Origin of the sequence: Microbulbifer sp. ARAS458-1, assembly GCF_045348205.1 — a bacterium.
Classification (GTDB): Bacteria; Pseudomonadota; Gammaproteobacteria; order Pseudomonadales; family Cellvibrionaceae; genus Microbulbifer.
Window position 1 is genome coordinate 1,472,020 of the sequence record NZ_CP155838.1, and the last position, 25,864, is coordinate 1,497,883.

A 25,864-nucleotide genomic window follows, 5' to 3' on the forward strand; every position below is an offset into this window, starting at 1 on the left:
TAGGAAATGAATATGTTGCTACAGAAAATAAAAGCAAAACTCTGCCTGAATGCTGGAGTGGCGTTACTGGCGCTGGGGTTCACTCATGCGGTGCAATCGCTCGAACTAGCGCAGTCACCACTGTTTCTCGCCCAGCCCGTCAAGCCGATCGTAATGCTCAATATGTCGAACGATCATCAGCTTTATTTTAAAGCCTACGATGATTATACCGACCTGGATAAGGACGGGGTGGCAGACACCACTTACATGAATGACTACGAGTACTATGGCTATTTTGACAGTAATAAGTGCTACAACTATGAGTCAGGCAGGTTTGTCCCCAAGGCCGTTACCGCTAATTATTATTGTGACTCTGTCGACGGGCAGTGGAGTGGTAATTTCCTCAACTGGGCAACCATGACGCGAATGGATGCCGTTCGCAAAATTTTGTACGGAGGTTACCGCTCTACAGATAGCAGTGGCTCTACCGTGCTGGAGCGTGCGTACTTGCCGCACGATGCCCATTCGTTTGCCAAGTACTACAACGGGGCAGATATCAACAAACTAACCCCGAAAGGATTTAGCGGCGGAGTTGCCTCTAAAACATCAGGTATTACATTCTGTAATACAACGCCTAGATCTAAATCAAGCTCGAATTTCTCACAAGGTAATACTGACGCACCCGAAATACGAGTTGTGCAGGGCAATTATTCTCTCTGGGCCAGTAATGAGCGCTGGCAGTGCCGTTGGGATGAGAGTGTATCCGGCAATAATGGAAAGAATGGAAATTCGGAAACAATCAGTGGTATCCCGGCATACTCCTCTAGCCCCTCCAAAAGCAAGGGGAGCACCTATTTTGCCCGAGTGGAAGTGTGTAAGGCAGGTTTGCTAGAGGATAACTGTCGCTCGTATCCAGATGGTAATAGTAAGCCATCTGGGCTTTTGCAAAAATATGGTGAGAGGGGCGAGATTCTGTTTGGTTTGATGACGGGCTCTTACAGTAAGAACAAGTCGGGCGGTGTCTTGCGAAAGAATGTCGGAAACCTGTCCGATGAAATTAACGTGGAATCTGATGGCACGTTCAAAAGTGTGACTGGAATCGTGGGTGCTATCGATAAGCTACGAATTTATGGCTATCGGTACGCAGGTGGCGGTGGTAATGACGGCACATACCGAGGGGGTGGCGGTGCCGATGACTGCGATTGGGGTCAGGATAGTTTCAATAATGGGCAATGTAGTAACTGGGGTAATCCCCAGTCTGAGATCTTCCTAGAGTCATTGCATTACCTTGCAGGGAAAAATGCGCAGAATAACGTATCTGGCGATGACAAAATTAGTGGCCTCAAGTCAGAAGCATGGGAGTCACCCATAGGTAGTAAAAATTACTGCGCGGCTACCAGTGTCATCCAGTTTAATGCCTCAACGAGCTCGTACGATGGCGAAACCTCTAATCAGTTAGGCATTGATATTGATGCAATGACTAACGAAGTTGGGTCCTTGGAAAACCTCTATGGAAAGGACTACTTTGTCGGAACCCATGGGAATGATAAAGATCAGCTTTGTACTGCGAAAACGGTAACTGCACTTTCCGATGTCACCGGGACTTGTCCTGATGCGCCGCGCCTGGAGGGTACCTACAACATCGCGGGTATGGCCTACTATGCTAGGAAGAATGATCTGCTTCCTAATTTGCAGGGAACTCAAAATGTCACTACTTACGGTGTTGCGCTAGCCCCAGCTGTTCCGAAAGTTGATATTCCCGTTCCTGGTGTGGCCGGTAAATCGGTCACCATTCTTCCTGCCTGTCGAAACCATAATAACAATGGTGATAAAACCAATTGTGCGATTGTAGATTTTAAAATCGTAAGTCAATCTACTGATGGGGCTAGTGGCAAATTGTACGTCAACTGGGAGGATAGTGAGCAGGGTGGTGACTTCGACCAAGATATGTGGGGGGTTATCGATTACGCAGTGGTGGGGAATCAGATTGCCATTACAACTGATGTTGTAGCAGAGTCCACTTCCACAAATTTCAAAATGGGTTTCGGCTATATTATTAGTGGTACGACCAACGATGGCTTTCACGCGCATTCTGGTATCAATGGATTTAATAGCTACGGTTGTAATAATTGCAAAGTCAGTGATTCAGCGACAAAAGCTACGTATTCAATTGGCTCATCAACCGCGAGCGCACTGGAGTCTCCACTTTATTATGCCGCCAAGTGGGGTGGCTACAGTGATAATGAGGACGGCACGGCTCCTAGTAGCGTGGAGATCGCAGCATCTGAACCGGAAACCTATTTTTATGCTATCGATCCTTCCGAGCTTGAAGAAAGTTTGAGTCGGGCACTTGAAAAAGTTGCGGCTAGTGCTGGTTCGGCTTCGTCTGTTGCAACGAATTCGACTCGTTTAGGGACGGACACGGTCATTTACCAGGCTCTATTCAATAGTGCCGATTGGAGTGGTGAGCTGAAAGCTCTCAACCTGAATAGCGATGGCAGCGTTGGGGCTGTCAAATGGCAATCCGATGACTCCAAGTTTGCCAGCGCGGCGGCGCGGGATATCTATACCCATAATGGTAGCGACGGAGCGGTGTTTACCTGGGGCGTTTCTCCTGGAGATGGTGGTATTAGTGACGCACAGAAGGCTGCTCTGATAGGTAGTGATTCAGCTGTAGAAGGTATGGAGCGGCTCGCTTGGGCCCGCGGTGCCGATGTCGCTGGTTACAGGGATAGAACCGTGTTATTAGGGGATATTGTTAACTCAAGTCCGGTATTTGCAGGTCGGAAGAAGCATAATTTCCATCTGCTATCGGATGCGCTGGGTGGTCATCAGTACGAAAGCTACTACACCAACTATAAGCAAAACCGTCGTGAAGTACTTTATGTAAGTGCGAACGATGGGATGTTGCACGCGTTTGATGCTTCCACTGGGCAAGAGTTATTTGCTTATGTGCCTGCGGGTGTTTATGACCAGCTACGTAAGCTTTCCTCTCCAGACTACGGTACTACAAATAACCCGCATGAATTTAATGTGGATGGTCCTCTGTTTGTTGGGGACGCCTATGTAAACGGTAGCTGGAAAAATATCTTGGTTGGCACCCTCGGGGCTGGTGGACGAGGGTTGTTTGCCTTGGATATCACCAATCCGGATGGATTTGATGAGAATGATGTGCTGTTCGACTTTACCGATGAAACTTTGTATTCCGGAGATTGGGAGAAACTCGGAAATATCACTAGTGAGCCGATAATCGCCCCAACCAACGACGGTTGGCGTGTGTTTTTCGGGAATGGCTATAACTCCGAAGAGGAGAAGGCCCATTTGTTTGCTATAAGCCTTGACGATCCTACTGGCGATACCGTTGTGATTGATACGGGAAATTCAGGGGGCAACGGACTGGCCGGGCCATCGCTGCTGCCAAATGGTGCGGGTGAAATTGTTGCGGCCTATGCTGGTGATCTTCTCGGTAATATGTGGGCGTTTGACTTATCAGGGAACAAGTGGGGGCTCGCCTATAAAAACGATCCGCTGTTTACCGCTGTAGACCCCAATGGTGCGGTACAGCCGATAACCGCAGCGCCAACGTTGGGCCTCAATGCCAAAATGAATAATGCGGTGATGGTGTACTTTGGTACCGGAAGTTACCTCTCCAGTGGAGACAATGACGCTGGGTCCACCATCAACAGCTTCTACGCTATTGCCGACACCGGGGCTGAAGTGACCGGTCGGGATCAGCTGTTTGCCAAAACAATCTCTGTAGAAACAGAAGGGCGTCGCGAAGTAGATGGCAACGCGGCCACCGACTGGTGGGCAGATAAAAAAGGCTGGTATCTCGACTTCACTTCCGGCGGGGGCGTGACAGGGGAGCGTATTATCAGCAAGCCGTTACTGATTTATGATCGACTACTGTTCCCTACTATGATCACGTCGTCAGACCCCTGCTCTTTCGGGGGTAGTGGTTGGTTGATGGAGCTGGTCGCCGTGGGGGACCGGTTTGAGGGGCACACCATCTTCGGGGAAGATGGTATCGAGGTAGACTACGCGGTAGTCAGTTACTCAGAAGTGATTCGCTCCGGTGAAAAAGCCTATCTGCCAACCAGTAATATCAAGGGCGAACTTGAAGTGACGGAAGGTCAGTTTCCCTCCGAAGCGGTAGGCCGGATGTCTTGGCGCCAGCTGCGTTAATCAGTTATAGAAGAGATAGTGATAATGAAAAAACACAAGGGTTTTACTCTGATCGAGCTGATGATCGTGGTTGCGATCATCGGCATAATCGCGGGAATTGCCTATCCGTCCTATATGGAGTCGGTTCGCAAAAGTAACCGCGCGGATGCTAAGGCAACATTGAATGATGTGGCGCAACGGTTACAGCGCTGCTTTACCACTTATAACGCCTATAACCATGCAAGTTGTGGTGTTGCGACTACCCTGGACGGGGGGAGCATCAGCTCGGGGGAGGGGTTGTATAGTATTTCCGCGACTTCACTGACAGCGACGGCCTTTACGCTGACCGCTGCGCCGGTGGTGGGGAAGTCTCAGGCTGCCGACTCCAAGTGCGGTAGTCTTACGCTCACTAATACCGGGATTCGCAATGCCAGTGGGTCCTACGGGGCGGACTGCTGGTAATATACATTCCGTATTTTTCGAATAAACCCGGTTTTTGCCGGGTTTATTCGTTTTCGAGCCCTAATTTTTTCAACCGGTATCTCAGTGAGCGGAAACTGATTCCCAGTTTTTCGGCCGCTGCGGTTTTGTTCCAGCGGGTTTCATTGAGTGCGGATTCAATCGCATCGCGCTCAATCGTCTGCAGGAAATCATCAAGCGTATCGCAATCCGCTGTATCAAACTGCCCGGGGTAAATAGGCTGCAACGGTGCTGCGGCCGATGTCGCTGATAATTCAAAGTGTTCAGAAATTTCCTCCGGTTCCGGCACGGGCGGCTCTGCCGTCAGGTCTAGGTCGCCGGCTCGAATGGTATTGGATTCACAGCGTGCGAGCGCCTTCTCCAAGACATTCTCCAGTTGCCGTAGATTTCCCGGGAACGAATATTCCTGTAGGGCCGCAATGGCGTCCTGGCCTGCTCGAGGTGGGTTTCCCGGTGAATTTTCGGTAAGTCGGCGCAACAGGTAGCGGGCCAATAAGGGAATGTCTTCTGCCCGGTCCCTGAGGGGGGGAGCAGTCAGCTCGACCACATTGATGCGGAAATACAGGTCGCTGCGAAATTCCCCTCGGCGCGTTTCATTGGCCAGATTTTTCTGGCTGCTGCTAATCAGGCGGATATTGAGTGACTGCGATGCTTCACCTCCGACCGGTTGGAATCGCTTCTCTTCGATAACCTGTAGGAGCTTCACCTGAATTTCTTTGGGAAGTGCAGTAACTTCGTCGAGAAACAGCGTGCCCCCATTGGCAGACTGTAGAAGACCTTGCACATTCTTTCCGATGGAGGCATCCCCGAATAGCAGCTGTTCAAAAAATTCAGTGGGGATGCTGGAGCAGTGAACAGGAATAAATGGTTCTTTTGCTCTCGGCCCCAGCTCGTGAATACAGCGTGCGGCCAGCTCTTTACCTGCGCCTGGCTCACCTCGCAGATGCACCGGGGCATCGCTGCGTGCTGCTTTACTGAGGGCGTCGCGAAGGGTCTGGATCGCGGGAGATTGCCCTTGAAGCAGCGGGGGAAACTCCTGCTTTTGCAGTATGCGGTCTTCACCCAGTCTCAGTGCCAATTGGACAAGAGATCGCAAACGTTCCAGGTTTAGCGGTTTGCTGACAAAGTCGAAGGCACCTAGTTTCAGTGCTGCAATTGCGGTATCCATATTGCCGTGTGCGGTGATCACCGCGACCGGAAATGCCTGGTCGAAGGGACGGTCGTGAATTGCTTCCACAAGCTCAAGCCCATCCCCATCGGGAAGTCGCATATCGGTCAGGCAGAAGTCGTACTGCTTTTCCTGCAAGCGACGGCGAGCTTCGGTCACTGACATGGCGACATCCGTACGGATGTTCATGCGCTGCAGTGTCATGGAGATCAGTTCACAAATATCTGGTTCGTCGTCCACAACCAGAGCGATGGCTTGACGGTCGGTCATATTTCTTCAGCGTTATTATCGATCGACAATGAGGAGGTTATTAAAAAATCTGTTCTGCATTCGCGAACTCAATGCGAAAGCAACTGCGCGATTGCTGGTCCCGACAGTAATAAAGGTTCGCTCGAGTAGATTCGCATAATTCTTTGGCAATATACAGACCCAGTCCAGCACCGGTGGCTTCAGTTGTGAAAAATGGCTCAAAGATTCTGTCTTTGTGGTCATCGTCCACACCGGGGCCGATATCCACAAAATCCAGCTGCGCGCGCTCGCGCCCCGGGTGCAAGCGGACAATCAGTTCTGCATAGTAGTGGCCAGTTGCGCTGTGGGAGTGTCGCACCGCGTTGTTACACAAATTTGTGGCGACCTGTGCCATTTGGTTTGGGTCGAATCGCGCATAAATCGGTGTTTCCGGGCAGCGTACGGTGATTCTGTACTGGGTGCTTGACTCCCTTTGGTAGTCAGTGAGAAACAGCCTGACCCACTGGCAAAGATCGACGCGTTGCGTTTTGGGGGGTTGGCGCCGAGACAGCTGCATTACGTTTTCAATGATCTGATTTACCCGCTGGCTGTGTCGGCCGATGATTTCTGTCAGCTTTCTGTCGTCGTCGGAGATGGATGTAGATTCACCCAGCAGTTCTGCGGCATGGCTGATTGCGCTAAGAGGGTTGCGTACTTCATGAGCAATAGACCCAGTCAGTCGACCGAGTGATGCGAGCTTCAATTGCTGAGCCTGTTGAGTCAGTTTGCGATGGTCCTCGAGAAAAACCAGGCTGCTGTCACTCACTTCGTTTCCCAGCGCGGTCACACTCGCGCGTATTTCGCTGTGGCCGCCTCCGTGAAGAATACCGCTCGATGCTTCCGGCTGTTGTTTTATTTCTCCCAGGCTTCGCAGCAACCCCTCACTGAGCTTGCCGTCATCAAGTTGTTGTTGCCCCAGCAGTTGCTGAGCGGCACGGTTGATCAGCTCCGCTTCACCGCGGCCATTCAATACCATTACCCCGGTGCGCATCTGCGCCACAATTTGCTGGGTCAGGCGTTGCAATCTTATCGCCTGACGGCGCTCCTTCTCGGCTTTTTCATTTGCCAGGCGAATATGTGCGGACAGGTATTGAAGTGCAGTGACACAGGTGAACAGCAGGATTCCGAGACTGCCGGCAGACACAATATCCTGAGTATCTGCCTGCCCGTACAGAATGCCGATCAATTGTTGGGCAATGACTGCAATACTGGTTATTGCGGCGAGGAAAGCACCCATGCGACGGTCGAGAAGCAGAGAACCCACTGCGCAGGTGGTTAACAGTAGATAGCCGACGCCCGAGTCGAGACCACCACTTGCCTGGATCAGTAGAAGAAAAACGACGATATCGCAGCCCAGAATACTGCCAATGCGTAGCGGTGTGGTGCGAAAGCCACTGGGGTAGAGGAATATCAGCCAGGCGACATTAAGTACCGCATAGGTGATGGCGGTATTCAGGTACAGTGCGGGAAGCAGGGTACCCACCGCGCCGCGGCTAAGGCCTGAGGCAAATAACCCCAGTAGAACCAGCCCAATGACAACCCGATACCAGGCATAAATCTTCAGCAGGTCGCGCTGGCGCAGGTTCCATTGCGGGCCTCCCAATGCCCGCGGGGCGACTGAGGTAGTGGAGTTCGGATTTGTTGTGTGAGGTGCGGAGAGTGGCTGGCTGCTCACTTTTTATTCTCATCGTGTGCAAAGTTTCGGGGCCAGGGCCCCCGGAGCCCTGCAGATATTGTGTGCGCAGGCTGCGCGGCTACAATAGCCGCCTTAGTTTAACGGGGTAACAAGATGTCTACTTTGCAGCTAGTCCTGGCGCAAATCAATCTGCTAGTGGGGGATATTCCTGGCAATGCCGACCAGGTGGTCGAGGTCGCCCGCCGTGCGCACCGCGAACACGGCGCGGATCTGGTGCTGTTTCCGGAGCTGACATTGTGTGGATATCCACCGGAAGATCTCTTGTTACGGCCCAGCATGCAGAAGCGTATCGACGATGCCTTGGATAAGTTACTGAGTGCCGAGCTTCCCTGTACGGTATTGATCGGCTATCCCCGCTTGGTGGCCGGTGCCGTGCTGAATATGGCTGGGCTGATCCAGGGGGGCGCGCTGGTTGCCGAATACGCCAAGCAGAAGTTGCCCAATTACCAGGTTTTCGACGAGTTACGCTACTTCATTCCCGGCGACCAGCCCTGTGTGGTCGATATCAAGGGGGTGCCTACTGCAATCACCATCTGCGAGGATATCTGGCACCCGGAACCGGTAGCGCAGGCCGAGCGCGCCGGGGCAAAGTTGATGCTCAATATCAATGCCTCCCCGTATCATCGCGGCAAGGCGGCGGAGCGCCTGGCGCTACTGGGAAGGCAGGCTCAGGCGGGCAAAATGCCGATCGTCTACGTCAATTCCGTGGGCGGGCAGGACGAGCTGGTGTTTGATGGTGGATCCTTCGCGGTGGATAAGGACGGTAGCCTGCGCGGCCGTGCGCCGGAGTTTGTTGAGAGTCTGCTGCCGATTACCGTACAGGCCCATGGCAATGATGTGAGTCTCGTTCAGGGCAATGACGCCGAGCCGCTGGAAGATCTCGCTTCCGTCTATCAGGCCCTGGTACTCGGTGTGCGGGACTATGTAAACAAGAACGGATTCAAAGGCGTGGTTCTGGGGCTGTCTGGGGGTATTGATTCCGCTCTCACCCTGGCGATTGCGGTCGACGCCCTTGGCCCCGACCGAGTGGAAGCGGTGATGATGCCATTCCGTTACACCTCGGACTTATCCAGGAACGATGCCGCGGACCAGGCCCGGCGTCTCGGCATTCACTACCGGGTGATTGGTATCGAGGGAATCTTCGATGCGGCAATGGGGGCGCTCGCCAAAGAGTTTGAGGGCAGTGAACGGGACACTACCGAGGAAAACCTGCAGGCCCGAGCCCGCGGTATGCTGCTGATGGCCATTTCCAACAAGAAGGGCTACATGGTTCTGACCACCGGTAACAAGAGCGAGATGGCCGTGGGGTACGCCACCCTCTATGGCGATATGGTCGGTGGCTACAACGCTCTGAAGGATGTGCCCAAGATTCTGGTATACGCGTTGTCCCGCTACCGCAACACGGTATCCGAAGTGATCCCGGAAACGGTGATCACCCGAGAGCCCAGCGCAGAATTGGCCCCGGATCAGGTGGATTCCGACAGCCTGCCGCCCTACGAGATCCTTGATGAGATTCTGCGACTGTATATCGATCTTGACCACAGCGCCGCGGCAATCATTGCCAAGGGCTTTGACGAGGCGACAGTAATGCGCGTGGTGCGGCTTGTGGACCGCAACGAGTACAAGCGCCGCCAGGCGGCGGTTGGGGTGCGTATTTCGGAACGGGGGTTCGGTCGCGACCGCCGCTATCCAATTACCAATGGTTGGAAGGCAGGGGATTAACGCCCATTCGTAGGAGCCTGCTTGTTAGTGCCACAAAAAAGCCCCCGTTACCTGTGTAACGGGGGCTTTTTGACTGGGCAGTGCCGCTAGATCAATTCAGCTCAGGCGGCAGCGGCGCCTGCTCAGGCCGGAACTCTGCATTGTACAGCTCGCGGCTGTCAAACCCTCGGGGGTCCGACTTCTCAAACAGCCCCAGGGTCAGGCGGTGGGCAATATTGCGGCCCTTGGCACCCGCGTAGTACTTGTAGTTGAACGAGCCATCTTCCCGGAAGGCGGGATGATCCGGGTAGTTGGTGCGCAATACCGCGAGGGAGCTGGCCTCAAGCTGAGGCATTTCCAGCAGGTGGTAAGACTGCACCATTACGGCCAGTGCATCCGGCACCGCCGGAGTCTGCTGGAAATTTTCCACCACATAGCGGCCGCGATTGGCAGAGGCCAGATAAGCATTGCGCTTGAAGTAGTAGTTGGCCACGTGAATCTCGTAGCGTGCCAGCAGGTTGCGCAGGTGGATCATGCGCTTTTGTGCATCCGGCGCATAGCGGCTCTCCGGATAGCGCGCCATCAGCTGTGCGAAGTAGGCAAAGGATTCCCGTGCCGAGCCCGGGTCACGGCGGGTCATGTCCGTCGGCAGGAAGCGTTCAAACAGGCCGCTGCCCTCGGTGAAGGAGGCCAGGCCCTTCATATAGTAGGCGTAGTCTACATTGCGGTGCTGTGGATGCAGGCGGATAAAGCGGTCCGCAGCGGAGATGGCGGCATCGTTCTGATAGTCGCGATAATAGGCGTAAATAAGCTCCAGTTGCGCCTGTTCTGCGTAGTTGCCGAAGGGGAAGTTGTCTTCCAGGGCGCGCAGGTTCTTGATCGCCAGCTCCCACTGGCTGGATTTGAGCTGCCGCTGAGCGGCTTCGTAGAAGGCCTGTTCGGTACGGTTACCGGTGGGCAGACCTTCCTCTTCTTCGTCTGTGCTGGCACATGAGGCCACCAGGACGGCCAAAAACGCGACACACAGGGTTTTCCAGGACTGTCTGTTCCAAGACCGCATTGCCCCTCGCTCTATCATTATTCGTCTCAACCTTATTAAACTAGCCGCCCAAAATCCACCGGGGGCCGAAGGGCAGCTATTTAACCACAGCGCCCCGCCAGCCCAAAGTACAAGCAGCCTGCTGGCAACCACATTTATTGCGTTACAGGACACTAGACCCTCTCGGATGAGCAATCAAATACAACTCGAAATTGAAGTGCCCGCGGAGTACGCCGGGCACAGATTTGACCAGATCGCAGCGGATTTGATCCCTGATTATTCCCGCGCGCGCCTGCAAACCTGGATAAAAGGCGGCCAACTCACTGTAGATGGCCGTACCGCCAAGCCTAAAGATAAGCTGTTTGGCGGTGAACTGCTGGTTCTGAACGCAGAATTGGAGCCTCAGGGGGAGTGGTTGGCACAAGAGATGCCCCTGGATATCGTTTACGAGGATGCGGCCATCCTGGTAATCAACAAGCCCGCGGGTCTGGTGGTACACCCCGCAGCAGGCAATCCCGATGGCACTCTGCTGAACGGCTTGCTGGCTCATTGCAGCGGCCAGAAGAATATTCCCCGTGCCGGTATCGTGCACCGGCTGGATAAGGACACCAGCGGCTTAATGGTGGTCGCCAAGACATTGCAGGCGCAGACCGATCTGGTGGACCAGCTCAAGGAGCGCAACGTACGCCGCCTGTACGACGCGGTCGTGCAGGGCACCCTGAGTGGCGGCGGTACCGTGGATGCGCCCATGGGGCGCCATAAAACCCATCGCCTGAAAATGGCCGTATTGCCCAACGCAGGTATGGGGGGGGCAAAGGAAGCGATTACTCACTATCGTCTACAGGAACGCTTTCGCGCGCACACTCTGGTGCGCTGTCAGCTGGAAACCGGTCGTACCCATCAGATCCGGGTGCATATGGCACATATCCGCCACCCACTGGTGGGGGATCCGCTATATGGGGGGCGCAGCAAGTTGCCTGCAGGGGCCGGGCAGGCACTGATCCAAGCCTTACAACAGTTCCCGCGACAGGCATTGCATGCTGCAGAACTGGCGCTCTTACACCCGGCAACCGGCGAGGTGATGCACTGGCAGGCGCCAATGCCGGACGATATGCTGCAGCTGCTTGAATTGCTCCGCGCGGATAATTTCTGAGCTCAAAGTGCAACCCTATTCTTCAACGCACAGGATTCTCTTGATGTCAGCCGATCATTACCTCAAACCCGACTGGCCTGCACCTGCCAATGTGCACGCCGCTGTCACGCTGCGTCATGGCGGGCACAGTGAAGGGGAGTACACCGGGTTCAATCTCGGAGATCATGTGGGCGACCTTCCCGAGGCGGTCGCGACAAATCGGGATCAGCTACAGCGGGAATTGAGCTTGCCAAACAACCCCCAATGGTTGGAGCAGATTCACAGCGATAAGGCGGTTGTTGCCCGCGCGGATGGCAAAGTTCTGACTGCGGACGCCAGTTTTACCCGTGAGCCCGGCATCGTATGTGCGGTGCTGACCGCCGATTGCCTGCCGCTGTTGATCTGTAATCGCGATGGCACTGAAGTGGCCGCCATTCATGCGGGCTGGCGGGGACTCGCCGGCGGGATTATTCGCGAAACCATAGACGCTATGCAAAGCGACCCCCGGGACCTGCTGGTCTGGCTCGGCCCAGCCATCGGGCCGGAATCATTTGAGTGCGGGGTGGATGTGCTGGAGGCGGCCTTCGAATCCGCCTTGAGCGAATCTCACGCCGAAGCCATCGCCCAGTGCTTTGTGCCCCACAGCAAAAAGCCATTGCACTTTCTGGCAGATATTTACGCACTGGGGCGCGCCGAGCTGGCTGAACTGGGTGTCGCGGAAGTTTTTGGCGGAGACCGCTGTACGGTGACTGAGCCGAGCGAGTTCTTTTCCTACCGCCGCGATGGTAATACCGGTCGCATGGCTTCTCTTATTTGGTTTGAGTAGGTAACTTTTTGGTGGATGCGCTGCGCTTACCTACCATACCGTATTCCTGATCTCAGCGTCATTCCGGGCTTGACCCTGAATCCAGCACTACGAAGCTGGATGCCGGATCAAGTCCGGCATGACGTAAATTCTATTTATCCCATTACTGCCCCCCTTTAAAACCCACCTCCTGCCCGCAAATTACTGATCAGCACTAGACTGTATTCGTCATTGCGTTTCCGCGCGTCGTCATATTACCTGTCGGGCGCGCCGTGTATCAGAAGAGGATCAGGAGAGGGTATCAGCATATGCGCATCGACCGGATGACCAACCCACTGCAGGCCGCCATTGCGGACGCGCAATCCATCGCCGTTGGCCGTGACCATAACCAGATTCTTCCCGAGCACCTCCTTCAGGCCCTATTGGACCAGTCAAATGGCAGCGCCACGGCATTTTTGAACCAGGCAGGATTCAATATCAACGGCCTGCGAAATGACCTCGCCAAACGCCTGGATAGCCTACCCACCGTGGGTACGCCGACGGGGGACGTCGGTATGTCCCAGGAGCTGATGCGCCTGTTTAATCTGGCGGACAAAAAAGCTCAAAAAAATGGCGACAGTTTTATTGCCAGCGAAACTGTCTTGCTGGCCGCGTTTGATTCCGCTGCTGGTGAAGTGTCGAAAATACTCAATGCCCACGGTGATCTGAAGCACCTCCAGGATGCCATCACCAAAGTGCGTGGTGACGAAAAGGTCAACGACCCACAGGCCGAAGAGGCCCGTCAGGCGCTGGATAAATACACGCTGGATCTGACCGCGCGCGCGGAAGCCGGGAAACTGGATCCCGTCATCGGTCGTGATGACGAAATTCGCCGCACTATTCAGGTTCTGCAGCGTCGCACTAAAAACAATCCGGTATTGATCGGTGAGCCTGGGGTGGGTAAAACCGCCATTGTCGAGGGGCTGGCCCAGCGTATTGTTAACGGTGAGGTTCCGGAAGGGCTGAAAGACAAACGGTTGCTGTCACTGGACCTGGGCGCCCTGCTCGCCGGGGCAAAATTCCGCGGTGAGTTTGAAGAGCGCCTGAAGGCGGTGCTGAACGAACTCTCCAAGCAGGAGGGCCGCGTCATCCTGTTTATCGATGAGCTGCATACCATGGTCGGTGCCGGCAAAGCCGAAGGTGCCATGGATGCGGGCAATATGCTCAAGCCCGCGCTGGCCCGCGGCGAACTGCACTGTGTCGGCGCCACCACTCTGGACGAATACCGCCAGTACATTGAAAAAGACGCCGCCCTGGAGCGTCGCTTTCAAAAGGTGCTGGTGGATGAACCGTCAGAAGAAGACACAATCGCCATTCTGCGCGGACTGAAAGAACGCTACGAAGTCCATCACGGGGTCGATATTACCGACTCTGCGATTATCGCCGCCACCAAGCTCTCTCAGCGCTACATCACCGATCGCCAGTTGCCGGACAAGGCGATCGACCTGATTGATGAGGCCGCCAGCCGCATCCGTATGGAAATTGATTCCAAACCAGAAGAGATGGATAAGCTTGAGCGCCGCCTGATTCAGCTCAAGATCGAACGCGAGGCGGTAAAGAAAGACAAAGATGATGAGGCCGCAAAAAAGCGGCTGGCTAAACTCGAAGAAGACATCGACAAGATCGAGAAAGAGTACGCGGACCTGGAGGAAATCTGGAAGGCGGAAAAGGCCAAACTGGCAGGTAGTGCTGACATCAAAAACAAACTGGAGCAGGCCAAGCTGGATATGGACGCCGCGCGCCGCGCCGGTGACCTCACCCGTATGTCGGAAATCCAGTACGGCGTAATCCCGCAACTGGAGCAACAGCTCAAACTGGCGTCGGACAACAGCGACACCAGCGAGAACCAGCTGCTGCGCAACCGGGTTACCGATGAGGAAGTGGCGGAAGTCGTATCCCGCTGGACCGGAATCCCGGTTTCCAAAATGCTCGAAGGCGAGCGCGAAAAACTCTTGCGCATGGAAGAGTCCCTGCACGGTCGAGTGATCGGCCAGGACGAAGCGGTGGAGGCCGTGTCCAATGCGGTGCGTCGCTCCCGCGCCGGCCTGGCCGACCCCAATCGTCCCAATGGCTCCTTCCTGTTCCTCGGTCCTACCGGTGTGGGCAAAACCGAACTGTGCAAAGCCTTGGCACAATTCCTGTTCGACACCGAAGACGCCATGGTGCGGGTGGATATGTCGGAGTTTATGGAGAAACACTCGGTTGCTCGGCTGATCGGTGCGCCTCCCGGCTATGTGGGTTATGAGGAGGGCGGTTATCTCACCGAGGCCGTGCGCCGCAAACCCTACTCGGTACTGTTGCTGGACGAGGTGGAGAAAGCCCACCCGGACGTGTTCAATATTTTGTTGCAGGTGCTCGAAGACGGCCGCCTTACCGACGGCCAGGGTCGCACCGTCGACTTCCGCAACACCGTGGTAGTGATGACGTCTAACCTGGGTTCGGACCTTATTCAAAAATACGCCAGCGCCCGGGACGACGATGAAATCGATTCGGAGATTCACTACCGGCAGATGAAAGCGGCGGTGATGGACGTGGTTGGCGAACACTTCCGCCCGGAGTTCATCAACCGTATCGACGAGGTCGTGGTATTCCATCCCCTGGATCGCGCAGAAGTGCGCTCCATTGCCGAGATACAGCTGCAGAACCTGCGCAAGCGGTTGCTCGACCGGGATCTGAAAATGGAGATTTCCGACGAGCTGCTGGGCAAACTTGCCGATGTCGGATTTGACCCGGTGTATGGCGCGCGTCCACTCAAGCGCGCTATTCAGATGTGGATCGAAAACCCGCTGGCTCAGGACGTGCTATCCGGGAAGTTTGTACCCGGGGATACCATTCATGCGACTTTGGAAGGGGATAAAGCCGTTTTCAACAAGTCATGAATTTGTAGTAAGCCCATGGATGGGTGATGTTCAATGGATCTGATGTATGACACTGGCAAGGCAGCTATTTAACCGGCGCATGTTATGGATGCTGCTGGCCTGCCTTGTCGTGTTTGGCGGTATCTTCGGTTTTAAAATTTTCGGCAACTACATGATGAACCAGTTTATGGACAACATGTCTTTGCCGCCAGCCACAGTCACCTCCACCCGGGTGCAGTCCCAACGGTGGCAAACCCGCTTGAATGCCGTGGGTAGCCTGCGTGCCATCAATGGCGTTGACGTTACCACGCGGGCGCAGGGTGAAGTCAAAGCCATTTACTTTGAGTCCGGTCAAACCGTCGAAAAAGGTAGGCTATTGGCAGAGCTCACTGCCGATCCGGAAACCGCGCAGATTGAAGTACTGGAGGCTGAGCGCCGGCTGGCAGAAAGAGACTTTAAGCGAATATCGCAGCTCTACGAAAAAGGCGTTGCCACCCTGCGTGAACTGGATCAGGCTCAGGCTGCCCTGGATCAGGTGCTGGCGAACCTGCTTGTGCAGCGCGCGACGATCAGCGAGCGTACCATTGTCGCCCCTTTCTCCGGTCAGCTCGGTATCCGACAGGTGGACCTCGGGCAGAGTGTCGCGCCCGGTGATGCTGTGGTATCTCTGCAACAACTGCATCCAATCTATGTAGACTTTTCGCTGTCCGAGCAGGATTTTACCCGGGTAAGCGAGGGGCAGAGCGTCGAGCTCACTGCGGCAGCGCTCCCCGCGCAAAAATTTCACGGCCGGATTACCGCAATCGATCCAGCGATTGATCCGAGCAATCGTACCTTCCAATTACAGGCCACGCTGGATAATCCCCAGCGACAATTGCGCCCAGGCATGTTTGCGGACGTTGCGGTACAGCTGGAGAATTTCCGCAATGTTCTGGTGGTGCCCCGTACCGCCATCAGCTATGCGCCGTATGGAAATTCCGTATTTGTGATTCGAAAGTCCAAGGGGAAGCCGGCGACCGGTGGCAGCGACAAGAAAATGATGGGCCGGGGCAATGCAAAACCTGCGGAATGGATCGCGATAAAGCGCTTTGTAAAGACCGGTGAGGAGCGTGGCGACCTGATCGAAATAACCGAGGGTGTAGAAGCCGGCGAACAGGTGGCCACCAGTGGCCTGTTGAAGTTGCGCAATGAAGGTGGGGTAATCATTAACAACGACAATCCACCACCGGAGCAAATCGCTCCGGACCCGGAAAACAGTTAACAGGCGAAGCCTGTCGGCAGGGACGCCGAGTGTATTTTACCGATATCTTCATTCGTAAACCGGTTCTGGCCTGTGTCGTCAGCCTGTTTATATTTCTACTTGGGCTGCGATCAACCTCAGAGCTCAACGTGCGTCAATACCCGGAGCTGGAAAATGCCGTCATCACCATCAGTACGGTGTATGTGGGTGCGGACGCGGATCTGGTGCAGGGGTTTATTACTACACCGCTTGAGCAGGAAATCGCCAGTGCCGATGGCCTGGATTACATAGTATCCACCAGTATCCAGGGTATTTCCGTTATTCAGGCTTATGTGCGGCTTGACTACGATCCCAGTGAAGTTCTTACCCAGGTTGCCGCGAAGGTAAACAAGTTGCGAGATGAGCTTCCGGATGAGTCGGAAGATCCGACGGTCGATCTTGCCGTTGGCGAAACCATCGCCGCCATGTACCTGTCCTTCTCATCGGAAATTCTGGATAACAACCAGATCACTGATTACATAACCCGTGTGGTCCAGCCCAAATTATCTACGGTTGCCGGGGTACAGCGGGCGGCCCTACTGGGCAACCGAACCTTTGCCATGCGCATCTGGCTCAAGCCGGCGGAAATGGCTGCTCAGGAGGTGACCCCGAGTGATGTCAGTAGTGCTCTGCGTCTGAACAACGTTCTTGCCGCGGTGGGCAGTACCAAGGGAACGCGGGTTGCCATGGATATACGGGCCGATACAGATATCGCCTCCGAGCAGGCATTCCGTCGTCTGGTAGTACGTGCCGATGGTGATCAGCTGGTACGCCTGGAAGACGTTGCGGATGTGGAGTTGGGGTCTGAATCCTATGAGACCTCGGTGACCTTCAATGGGCGCTCGGCAACGTTTGTGGCGGTCGAGGTGGCTCCGGATGCAAACGCTCTGGAAGTGATCGCGAAAGTACGGGACAAGCTGGACAATGAAATTTTTCCGCAATTACCCGAAGGGATGCTGGGAGAGGTTCCCTACGACAGTACCGAGTACATTCAGGACTCCATCAATGAGGTGGTAAAAACCATCGTCGAAGCAGTATTGATCGTTATCGTAGTGATCTATCTGTTTCTTGGCTCTATTCGCAGCGTCATCATTCCCGCGGTGGCAGTGCCGCTCTCCATGGTGGGCGCCTTGTTCCTGATGTTGCTGATGGGGTTCTCCATCAATCTGCTGACCCTGCTGGCAATGGTGCTGGCCATTGGCATCGTAGTGGATGACGCGATTATCGTGCTGGAAAACGTGCACCGCCATATCGAGGACGGAATGGCACCAGAGGATGCGGCATTAAAAGGAGCCCGCGAGCTTGCCTGGCCCATTGTAGCGATGACCACCACGCTGATTGCGGTCTATCTGCCTATTGGGTTTCTTGGTGGCCTCACCGGGACACTGTTTGTCGAGTTCGCCTTTTCCCTCGCGGGTGCGGTGTTGTTGTCGGGTGTGGTTGCACTCACGCTTTCGCCGATGATGGCGGCAAAGGTGCTGCGCGCTGAAGATGGCCAGCGCAGTAATCGCTTCGAAGTCTGGCTGGAAAAACAATTGGGCCGGCTTGAGTCTGCTTATCGGCGGCGACTGCATGGAGCGCTAGATGAGCGGCTGGTGATCCTGGTGTTTGGGTTGATCGTGCTGTGCAGTTGTTACTTCCTGTTTATCACCTCGCCCAGTGAGCTGGAGCCCAAAGAGGATCGAGGTTTTGTGCTGGGTATTGCCAGTGGCGATGCCTACGCCACACTGGATTACATGGAACAGTACACACGCCAGATTAACCAGGTGCGTGACCGCCATCCGGAGGTTGAAAACCTTTTCCTGCTAAACGGTGTTGGTGGTGCCAGCAACAGCCCCAATAGCGCGATTGCCGGTTTTGTGCTGTCGTCCTGGAACAAGCGCGACAAAAATACTCAGGAGATGCAGGAGGTCATAAGTGGTGAGGTGTCTGAGATCGCCGGTCTCAAGGTTGCCACCTTTGTACCGCCGAGTCTGCCCACCGCTGGCGGCACTCTACCGGTGGAGTTTGTGATCGGCACAACGGAGCCCATTTCTACGCTGGCTGGCTTTGCCGATGAAATTATGGAGCGCGCACTGGGCAGTCGGCGATTTATTTTTCTCGACGCTGACCTGAAGCTGGATAAGCCGCGGCTGTCGGTAGTAATCGACCGGGATAAGGCGGCATCTATTGGCATCACCATGGCGGATCTGGCGCGGGAGTTGGGGGCAATGATGTCCGGCGCCTACACCAACCGGTTCTCACTGGAGAACCGCAGCTATAAGGTGATTCCGCAGGTGGTACGAGTAGACCGTCTGACCGGTGAGCAGTTGAAGCAGTATTACATTCGCGCTGGCGATGGCAGCCTGGTGCCGCTCTCCACACTGGTACGTCTCGAGGAAACCGTGGAGCCGCAGCAGCTTAAGCGTTTTCAGCAGTTAAATGCGGTCACTATTTCCGGTGTCCCGCGCCCCGGCGTGCCGTTGGGGGAGGCGCTGGGTGTGTTGGAGAGCGCCGCGCAGGAAATTTTGCCACGGGAATATTCCATTGATTACTCAGGGCAGTCGCGGCAGTTTAAAAACGAAGGCTCTGACCTGGTGCTTACCTTCTTTTTTGCACTGGTAGTGATATATCTGGTGCTCGCGGCGCAGTTTGAGTCCTGGCGCGATCCATTGATTATGCTGGTGACTGTGCCGATGAGTGTGTGCGGAGCGATGATTTTTGTCAGCCTCGGGCTTACAACTCTGAATATTTATACGCAGGTGGGGCTGGTTACTCTCATTGGCGTAATTTCCAAGCACGGTATTCTGATCGTGGAGTTCGCCAACCAGTTGCAACTGGAGGGAAAAGGCAAACGGGAGGCGATTGAGCAGGCATCCAGTATCCGTCTGCGCCCGATCCTGATGACGACCGCTTCCCTGGTGCTCGCTATGGTGCCGTTGTTGTTGGCCGCAGGCCCGGGTGGTGGGGCGCGATTCGCGATGGGGTTGGTGGTGGCATCGGGGATGACTATTGGAACCCTGTTTACTCTGTTTGTGGTACCGGCGATGTATTTATTGCTAGGAAGGGACTACGGGAACAACGGCGGCGAACAGATGCGTAGCCAGCAGAGTGGCGCCGCATCGTAAACGCGATTGCCTGGTTGGGCCGTGCTTCAGGCGATCTATCGGCTCCGGGGAGCATCAGCAGTTGTTCTGCAGAACCTGGCGGGTTTGTTGAATACGCTGCTGACGCTCCTCTTCGGGCAGTACCCGGTAGTTGCCGTTGGCGTCCACCTCGCGTACTCGTGCGTGTGAGTTCAGCTCCTGGAGCCGTTGCTGAGCACTTTGGCACCGCTGAGCTCGGGCGGCGACCTCTGCCTCATTGAGTCGCTGCTGTTCCCGTTGCGCATCCTGGCTGGCCTGAGCTGGTGCTGCCTCAGCCATAGCCTCATCGGGCTTGGCTGCAGTGGCAAGTTGCTGATCGGCCACCAGAGCCTGCTGCTCAGTTTGCCACTGGCGGTAGCGTTCCGACTTTGGTGCCTTGACGACCTCCACCTGTTCTTTCTTGGGCGGTTGGGACCCAAAGTGCACCACACCGTTCTCATCCACCCACTTGTAGATGCCATCGGCGTGAGCGGATGCCATCAGACCCAAGGAAAAAGTGAGGGTTGCTATCAGAATGCGCATGAAGAGCCGCCTTTTACTGTGTTGTTTTTACCGGTCATTGGTTCTGCATTGTAACGGGGGGCACTGGGTATCTCGCAACCCAGTTAACAGTTTGTGTGGTGGGGCGTGCTCGGGCGTGGTGTGTATGGCGGCGCAGTTGGCGAATTTGTGATTGACGGCCACGCTCTGGTTGACACTGGCAATTCAAACTGGACAATTTGGACCTCACTCGGCGAAGTAGATGTCACCGCAACACCCCGCGGCCCGCACTCTCTCCCCAGTGGGTTAAGCACCCACTACCTCCTGCCGAGGAGGTCCTCCCCATCTGGAGGCCTTTGGGGCCCGCACCCCGGTTCCGCGACCGGTCGGGTTCCGCGCAGTTTTGGCATTGCCGTGAAGTTATCCTAAAAAACGGGCTAATTCTGCGTTTAAGGCTGATATTTATCACGCTTTTCCTTTAGAATCGCCGTCTGGCTTTCGCGCCACCCGGCTATTCTGTGGTTTGTGGATGATGCGGATCCTAACAAATGGGAATTATTGAGGGGGCTCAAGTGGAATTACTCTCCGGCGGCGATATGTTGGTTCGCGCGCTGCAGGATGAAGGGGTAGAACTGATATTCGGTTACCCCGGCGGTTCGGCGCTGCATATATACGATGCGATCTTTCGTCAGAAGGGCATCAAGCACCTGTTGGTGCGCCACGAACAGGGTGCAACCCACTCTGCAGATGGTTATGCCCGGGCAACCGGCAAGACCGGCGTGGTGCTAGTGACCTCCGGCCCCGGTGCCACCAATGCCATCACCGGTATTGCCACCGCTTATATGGACTCGATTCCGATGGTTGTGATCTCTGGTCAGGTACCGTCGGACAAAATCGGTGAAGACGCTTTCCAGGAAACTGACATGGTCGGCTGTTCACGCCCGATCGTGAAGCACAGTTTTCTGGTTAAAAAAGCGGAAGAAATTCCCGAGGTGGTCAAGAAGGCGTTTTATATCGCCTCCACTGGTCGTCCCGGCCCGGTGGTAATTGATATTCCCAAGGATGTAACCAACCCGGTTGACCGTTACCCTTACGCCTATCCGGAAAAGCTGCGCATGCGCTCTTATACCCCTGCGGGCAAAGGTCATACCGGTCAGATTCGCAAGGCGGTAGCACTATTGCTGTCTGCCAAGCGCCCGGTCATCTATGCCGGTGGTGGCGTGGTGCAGGGGGATGGTTCTGAGCTGCTGACCGAACTGGCGCAGCGGTTGAATTTCCCGGTGACCAACACTCTGATGGGGTTGGGCGCCTACCCGGGAACCGATAAACGGTTCCTTGGCATGCTGGGTATGCACGGTACATTTGAGGCCAACACCGCGATGCATCATGCGGATGTGATTCTTGCGGTGGGTGCGCGCTTCGATGATCGTGTCACCAATACGCCCAATAAGTTCTGCCCGGGTGCCAAGGTGATCCATATCGACGTGGATCCCGCCTCCATTTCCAAAACCATCACCGCCGATGTGCCGATCGTTGGTACCGTCCAGTCGGTGCTGAAAGAAATGCTGGAAATGCTCAAAGCATCAAAGGAGATGCCGGATCAGTCCGCGATTGTGGACTGGTGGCGGCAGATCGACGACTGGCGAGAGCGCCATGGGCTTTATACGGCGCCGCGCTATCGGACAGATGGCGATATGCTGATGCCGCAGGAAGTGATCAGTGCGGTGCATCAGATTACCAATGGGGATGCCTACGTTACTTCCGATGTGGGTCAGCACCAGATGTTCGCCGCTCAGTACTACCTGTTCGACAAGCCCCGTCGCTGGATCAACTCCGGTGGGCTCGGCACCATGGGCTTTGGCCTGCCGGCGGCACTGGGGGTGAAGGCGGCACATCCGGATGCGGAGGTCGTCTGCGTGACCGGGGAAGGCAGTATCCAGATGTGTATTCAGGAGCTGTCTACAGCAACCCAGTACAACCTTCCGGTAAAAATCCTGTGTCTGAATAACCAGGCCCTGGGTATGGTCAAGCAGTGGCAGGAAATGCAGTACGAGGGGCGTCTGTCCAACAGCGTGTATGAAGAGTCCCTGCCGGACTTTATCAAGCTGGCGGAAGCCTACGGGCACCTTGGAATGAAGATCGAGCATCGCGACGAGCTCCACGGCAAGTTGGCCGAGGCTTTCGCGATCAAAGATCGCACCGTGTTTATCGATGTTTATGTCGACCCGTCTGAGCACGTCTACCCCATGCAGGTCATGCCAAATGGCTCCATGCGGGATATGTGGCTCAGCAAGACGGAACGGACATAAAGGGAGGTAAACAGGATGCGCAGAATCATTTCAGTTCTGATGGAGAACGAACCCGGTGCACTGTCGCGGGTGGTTGGCCTGTTTTCCCAGCGAGGCTACAACATTGAGAGCCTGACGGTAGCGCCAACCGAGGATGCGACCTTGTCGCGTCTTACCCTGACAACTATCGGGGATGACCACAAGATTGAACAGATCACCAAGAATCTGAACAAGTTGATCGATGTGGTAAAGCTGGTGGATCTGACAGAAGGATCCCACATTGAGCGCGAGCTTCTGCTGGTAAAGGTCCGTGCGACCGGTGCGCAGCGCGATGAAGTCAAGCGCAGCGTGGATATATTTCGCGGCCAGATAGTTGATGTCACCAGCAACATGTACACGGTACAGGTGTCAGGTACCAGTGAAAAACTCGACGCTTTCCTACAGGCGCTGGGCGAACACACCATTATGGAAGTGGTCCGTTCCGGGGTGAGCGGGATTGCCCGCGGTGAGAAAATTCTCAGTATTTGAGCGTCAAATTTTGAAACAGGAATTTCCCGGGTCCGATCCCGGGTTGAAATTCAACGCACACTAAGCAGGAAGTAAGTTATGCAAGTTTACTACGATAAAGATTGTGACCTCTCTTTGATCAAGTCCAAGACTGTAGCCATCATCGGTTACGGCTCCCAGGGCCACGCCCATGCCAATAACCTGAAGGACTCTGGTGTGAGCAACGTTGTGGTTGGTCTGCGTAAAGGTTCCGCCTCTTGGGCAAAAGCAGAGAAGGCGGGCCTGCGTGTAGCGGAAGTTGCCGACGCGGTGAAAGATGCTGATGTGGTGATGATCCTGACTCCGGACGAATACCAGGCTGGCGTATACCGGGAGCAGGTGGCGCCGAACCTGAAGGCCGGTGCTGCCCTGGCATTCGCCCACGGCTTCAACGTGCACTTCGAGCTGATCGAGCCGCCGAAAGATGTTGACGTCATCATGATCGCCCCGAAAGGCCCGGGCCACACTGTGCGCTCTACCTACCTGGAAGGCGGCGGCGTTCCGACTCTGATCGCGATCTACCAGAACGCTTCCGGTAGCGCCAAAGAGCTGGCTCTGTCCTACGCTTCTGCAAACGGCGGTGGTCGCTCCGGCATTATCGAAACCAACTTCCGCGAAGAGACCGAGACCGACCTGTTCGGTGAGCAGGCGGTACTGTGTGGTGGTGTATCCGCGCTGGTGCAGGCGGGCTTCGAAACCCTCACCGAAGCGGGCTACGCGCCGGAAATGGCGTACTTCGAGTGTCTGCACGAACTGAAGCTGATCGTCGACCTGATGTATCAGGGTGGTATCGCGGACATGCGCTACTCTATCTCCAATACGGCAGAGTACGGTGACTACGTAACCGGCCCGCGCATTGTGACCGAAGAGACCAAGGCGGAAATGAAGCGTGTACTGAAAGATATTCAGACCGGTAAGTTCGCCAAAGACTTCATGCTGGAATCCCTCGCCGGCCAGCCGCGCCTGAAAGCGGAGCGTCGTATTGGCGGTGAGCACCCGATCGAAGAAGTGGGCGCCAAGCTGCGTTCCATGATGCCCTGGATCAAGGCGAACAAAATCATCGACAAGACCGAAGGCAACAGTTAATTCTATCGATTAGCAGCTTTCGATCACAAAGCGGCGGGACTTCGCGGTCCCGCCGCTTTTTTTTTGCCGCTCCGTCACTGTACACTGCCAGGGAGATAATCAAGTTGTGCTTTTAAGGAAGCCTGTATGAGCGATAACAGGGGCACTCAGCCCAAAGGGTTGGGATCCGATGAAGAAATCCGCCTGCCAGTCGATGAGCATGTGGAGGAAGAGGTTTCGCCCAATGGTAAAAAGGTACGCGCAAAAGGCGTTTATCTGTTGCCTAACCTGATCACCACTGGCGCCCTGTTCAGTGGTTTCTACGCCATCATTGCCGGAATGGGCGGCAATTTTGAGGCAGCCGCCATTGCGATATTTGCGGCGATGATTCTCGACGGGCTGGACGGTCGCGTCGCCAGATTGACTGATACCCAGAGTGCTTTTGGGGTGCAGTATGACTCCCTGTCCGACATGGTCTCCTTCGGGTTGGCACCTGCGCTGGTCGTGTTCAGTTGGGGATTAGGGCCTTTGGGTAAGCTGGGTTGGGCGGCGGCCTTTCTGTATACAGCCTGCGCCGCGCTGCGGCTCGCACGTTTTAACACTCAGGTGGATACGGTTGATAAGGGGGTGTTTATTGGGCTGGCGAGCCCCACAGCAGCAGCGATCGTCGCCAGTATGGTCTGGGCGGGTCACGAAGCGGAAGTGGGAACCGGACTGGCCATTATTGCCGCTCTGGTCACTGCTGCTGCCGGGCTGCTGATGGTGTCCAACTTTCACTATACCAGCTTCAAGAAGCTCGACTTCAAGGGGCGGGTGCCATTTGTGATGATGCTGGCGATTATTTTGATCTTCAGTCTGGTGACTATTGACCCCCCGCGTGTGCTGTTGGTAATTGCGATTATCTATACCTTCTCCGGGCCAGTTCTCTGGGCGTGGGGCGCCTTGAGCGAGCGTCGTAAAATGGCCGTTGCTGATAGCGCCCGGGAATCCGCGCAAAGTGAAGTGGTTTCCGAGGGGCACGATTCTGACGAGGCGACGAATCACGATGTCGCTTCTGTAGAAGGTGCGCCCAAGGAAAACAAGCGGAGCTGATTCTGGTTTACGGTCGGGTGGTGCTTGCGCGCGTCACCTGGCTCGGTCTGCCGATGAGAGGCGGATTGGCCAGTATTTCTTCTTAAATTATTTGGCAGTTCTGCCCTCCCACACTAAGCTCATTAGATCCCTTGCGCAAAAGTGACTGGCTACTCTACTGAGCCCGGGATTTTGTTCGCTCAAATTCATCGGATCCCGTGAATTCTGGGTGGCTGAAAAAATCTTTCACAAAGTGCTTGCGTACGTTGGGGGGCGCCCGTATAGTTCGCGCCCTCGCTGCTTGAGTGGCAACGCAAACGGCGGCGGGACATGGTTTAAGTGTCTGATTTTCATAAGGTTTTCCCTTAATAAGGATTTCAGAAATATCTTGCCAGACTCGAGGTGATCGCTATAATGTGCGCCACTTCGGCAGGGCTCCAGGCAGTCCTCCAGTGCTGAGAATCAAGTCGATCAATCGCCGATTCCCAGTCCTGAAAAAAGCTTTGAAAAAGAGCTTGCCAAACGAGATTGGCGCCATATAATGCGCGTCCTTCTCGGGGTCGCCGGAAGGGTGATCGAGGTGTCGGAAAGCGTTGATTTATAACGGTTTCGCGCTTCAAAGAAGTCTGCAAAAAGCACTTGCTTCAGCAGATTGGATGTG

Annotated in this window: 17 protein-coding genes; 12 read left to right on the forward strand and 5 right to left on the reverse strand. The window is 55.1% G+C overall.

What is annotated here, in order from left to right:
- Positions 1-12: 12 nt before the first annotated feature.
- Entirely contained in the window at positions 13-4,164 is a 4,152-nt protein-coding gene (locus AAFH99_RS05995; RefSeq protein ID WP_406828936.1) for a pilus assembly protein, read from the forward strand.
- 24 nt (positions 4,165-4,188) lie between these two features.
- Positions 4,189-4,605, forward strand: a complete 417-nt coding sequence (locus AAFH99_RS06000) for a type IV pilin protein (protein ID WP_051687412.1) — start codon at positions 4,189-4,191, stop codon at positions 4,603-4,605.
- A gap of 43 nt (positions 4,606-4,648) precedes the next feature.
- Here the strand turns inward: AAFH99_RS06000 and AAFH99_RS06005 are convergent, their stop codons facing one another.
- Positions 4,649-6,061, reverse strand: a complete 1,413-nt coding sequence (locus tag AAFH99_RS06005; RefSeq protein WP_043320866.1) for a sigma-54 dependent transcriptional regulator — start codon at positions 6,059-6,061, stop codon at positions 4,649-4,651.
- Between the two features lie 40 nt (positions 6,062-6,101).
- Entirely contained in the window at positions 6,102-7,754 is a 1,653-nt protein-coding gene (locus tag AAFH99_RS06010; RefSeq protein ID WP_081848223.1) for a PAS domain-containing sensor histidine kinase, read from the reverse strand.
- A 114-nt stretch (positions 7,755-7,868) separates the two neighbouring features.
- Between AAFH99_RS06010 and AAFH99_RS06015 the strand changes: the two genes are divergently transcribed.
- Positions 7,869-9,497 (forward strand): NAD+ synthase, encoded by a 1,629-nt coding sequence (locus AAFH99_RS06015; RefSeq protein ID WP_406828937.1) that lies wholly within the window; start codon positions 7,869-7,871, stop codon positions 9,495-9,497.
- Positions 9,498-9,588: 91 nt separating this feature from the next.
- Here AAFH99_RS06015 and AAFH99_RS06020 read toward each other — a convergent pair whose 3' ends face one another.
- Complete coding sequence (locus tag AAFH99_RS06020; protein ID WP_051687413.1) at positions 9,589-10,536, reverse strand: outer membrane protein assembly factor BamD; 948 nt, start codon at positions 10,534-10,536, stop codon at positions 9,589-9,591.
- A 166-nt stretch (positions 10,537-10,702) separates the two neighbouring features.
- Here AAFH99_RS06020 and rluD point away from each other — a divergent pair, with 166 nt between their 5' ends.
- The 5 genes from rluD (at position 10,703) to AAFH99_RS06045 (ending at position 19,735) form a co-directional block, all read left to right on the forward strand.
- The gene (rluD, locus tag AAFH99_RS06025; protein ID WP_406828938.1) at positions 10,703-11,668 is read left to right on the forward strand and encodes a 23S rRNA pseudouridine(1911/1915/1917) synthase RluD; all 966 of its coding nucleotides are present in this window, start codon (positions 10,703-10,705) and stop codon (positions 11,666-11,668) included.
- 43 nt (positions 11,669-11,711) lie between these two features.
- Entirely contained in the window at positions 11,712-12,473 is a 762-nt protein-coding gene (pgeF, locus tag AAFH99_RS06030) for a peptidoglycan editing factor PgeF (RefSeq protein WP_406828939.1), read from the forward strand.
- A gap of 287 nt (positions 12,474-12,760) precedes the next feature.
- Positions 12,761-15,370, forward strand: a complete 2,610-nt coding sequence (gene clpB, locus AAFH99_RS06035; protein WP_406828940.1) for an ATP-dependent chaperone ClpB — start codon at positions 12,761-12,763, stop codon at positions 15,368-15,370.
- Between the two features lie 46 nt (positions 15,371-15,416).
- Complete coding sequence (locus AAFH99_RS06040) at positions 15,417-16,610, forward strand: efflux RND transporter periplasmic adaptor subunit (protein ID WP_406828941.1); 1,194 nt, start codon at positions 15,417-15,419, stop codon at positions 16,608-16,610.
- Positions 16,611-16,639: 29 nt separating this feature from the next.
- Positions 16,640-19,735 (forward strand): efflux RND transporter permease subunit, encoded by a 3,096-nt coding sequence (locus AAFH99_RS06045; protein WP_406828942.1) that lies wholly within the window; start codon positions 16,640-16,642, stop codon positions 19,733-19,735.
- 54 nt (positions 19,736-19,789) lie between these two features.
- On the opposite strand, the gene AAFH99_RS06050 is transcribed toward AAFH99_RS06045, so the two are convergent.
- Complete coding sequence (locus AAFH99_RS06050; protein WP_406828943.1) at positions 19,790-20,275, reverse strand: DUF4124 domain-containing protein; 486 nt, start codon at positions 20,273-20,275, stop codon at positions 19,790-19,792.
- 530 nt (positions 20,276-20,805) lie between these two features.
- Between AAFH99_RS06050 and AAFH99_RS06055 the strand changes: the two genes are divergently transcribed.
- The 4 genes from AAFH99_RS06055 to pssA all read left to right on the forward strand — a co-directional run bounded on the left by AAFH99_RS06055 (position 20,806) and on the right by pssA (position 25,224).
- The gene (locus AAFH99_RS06055) at positions 20,806-22,542 is read left to right on the forward strand and encodes an acetolactate synthase 3 large subunit (protein WP_043320990.1); all 1,737 of its coding nucleotides are present in this window, start codon (positions 20,806-20,808) and stop codon (positions 22,540-22,542) included.
- Positions 22,543-22,557: 15 nt separating this feature from the next.
- Positions 22,558-23,049 (forward strand): acetolactate synthase small subunit, encoded by a 492-nt coding sequence (gene ilvN, locus AAFH99_RS06060; RefSeq protein WP_043320882.1) that lies wholly within the window; start codon positions 22,558-22,560, stop codon positions 23,047-23,049.
- Between the two features lie 78 nt (positions 23,050-23,127).
- Positions 23,128-24,153, forward strand: coding sequence for a ketol-acid reductoisomerase (gene ilvC, locus AAFH99_RS06065; protein WP_043320883.1), 1,026 nt, complete (start codon positions 23,128-23,130; stop codon positions 24,151-24,153).
- Positions 24,154-24,279: 126 nt separating this feature from the next.
- On the forward strand, positions 24,280-25,224 hold the full coding sequence (pssA, locus tag AAFH99_RS06070; RefSeq protein ID WP_406828944.1) for a CDP-diacylglycerol--serine O-phosphatidyltransferase: 945 nt from the start codon (positions 24,280-24,282) through the stop codon (positions 25,222-25,224).
- A 450-nt stretch (positions 25,225-25,674) separates the two neighbouring features.
- Here the strand turns inward: pssA and AAFH99_RS06075 are convergent.
- The coding region (locus AAFH99_RS06075) for a hypothetical protein (RefSeq protein WP_406828945.1) at positions 25,675-25,864 on the reverse strand (190 nt) is incomplete at its 5' end.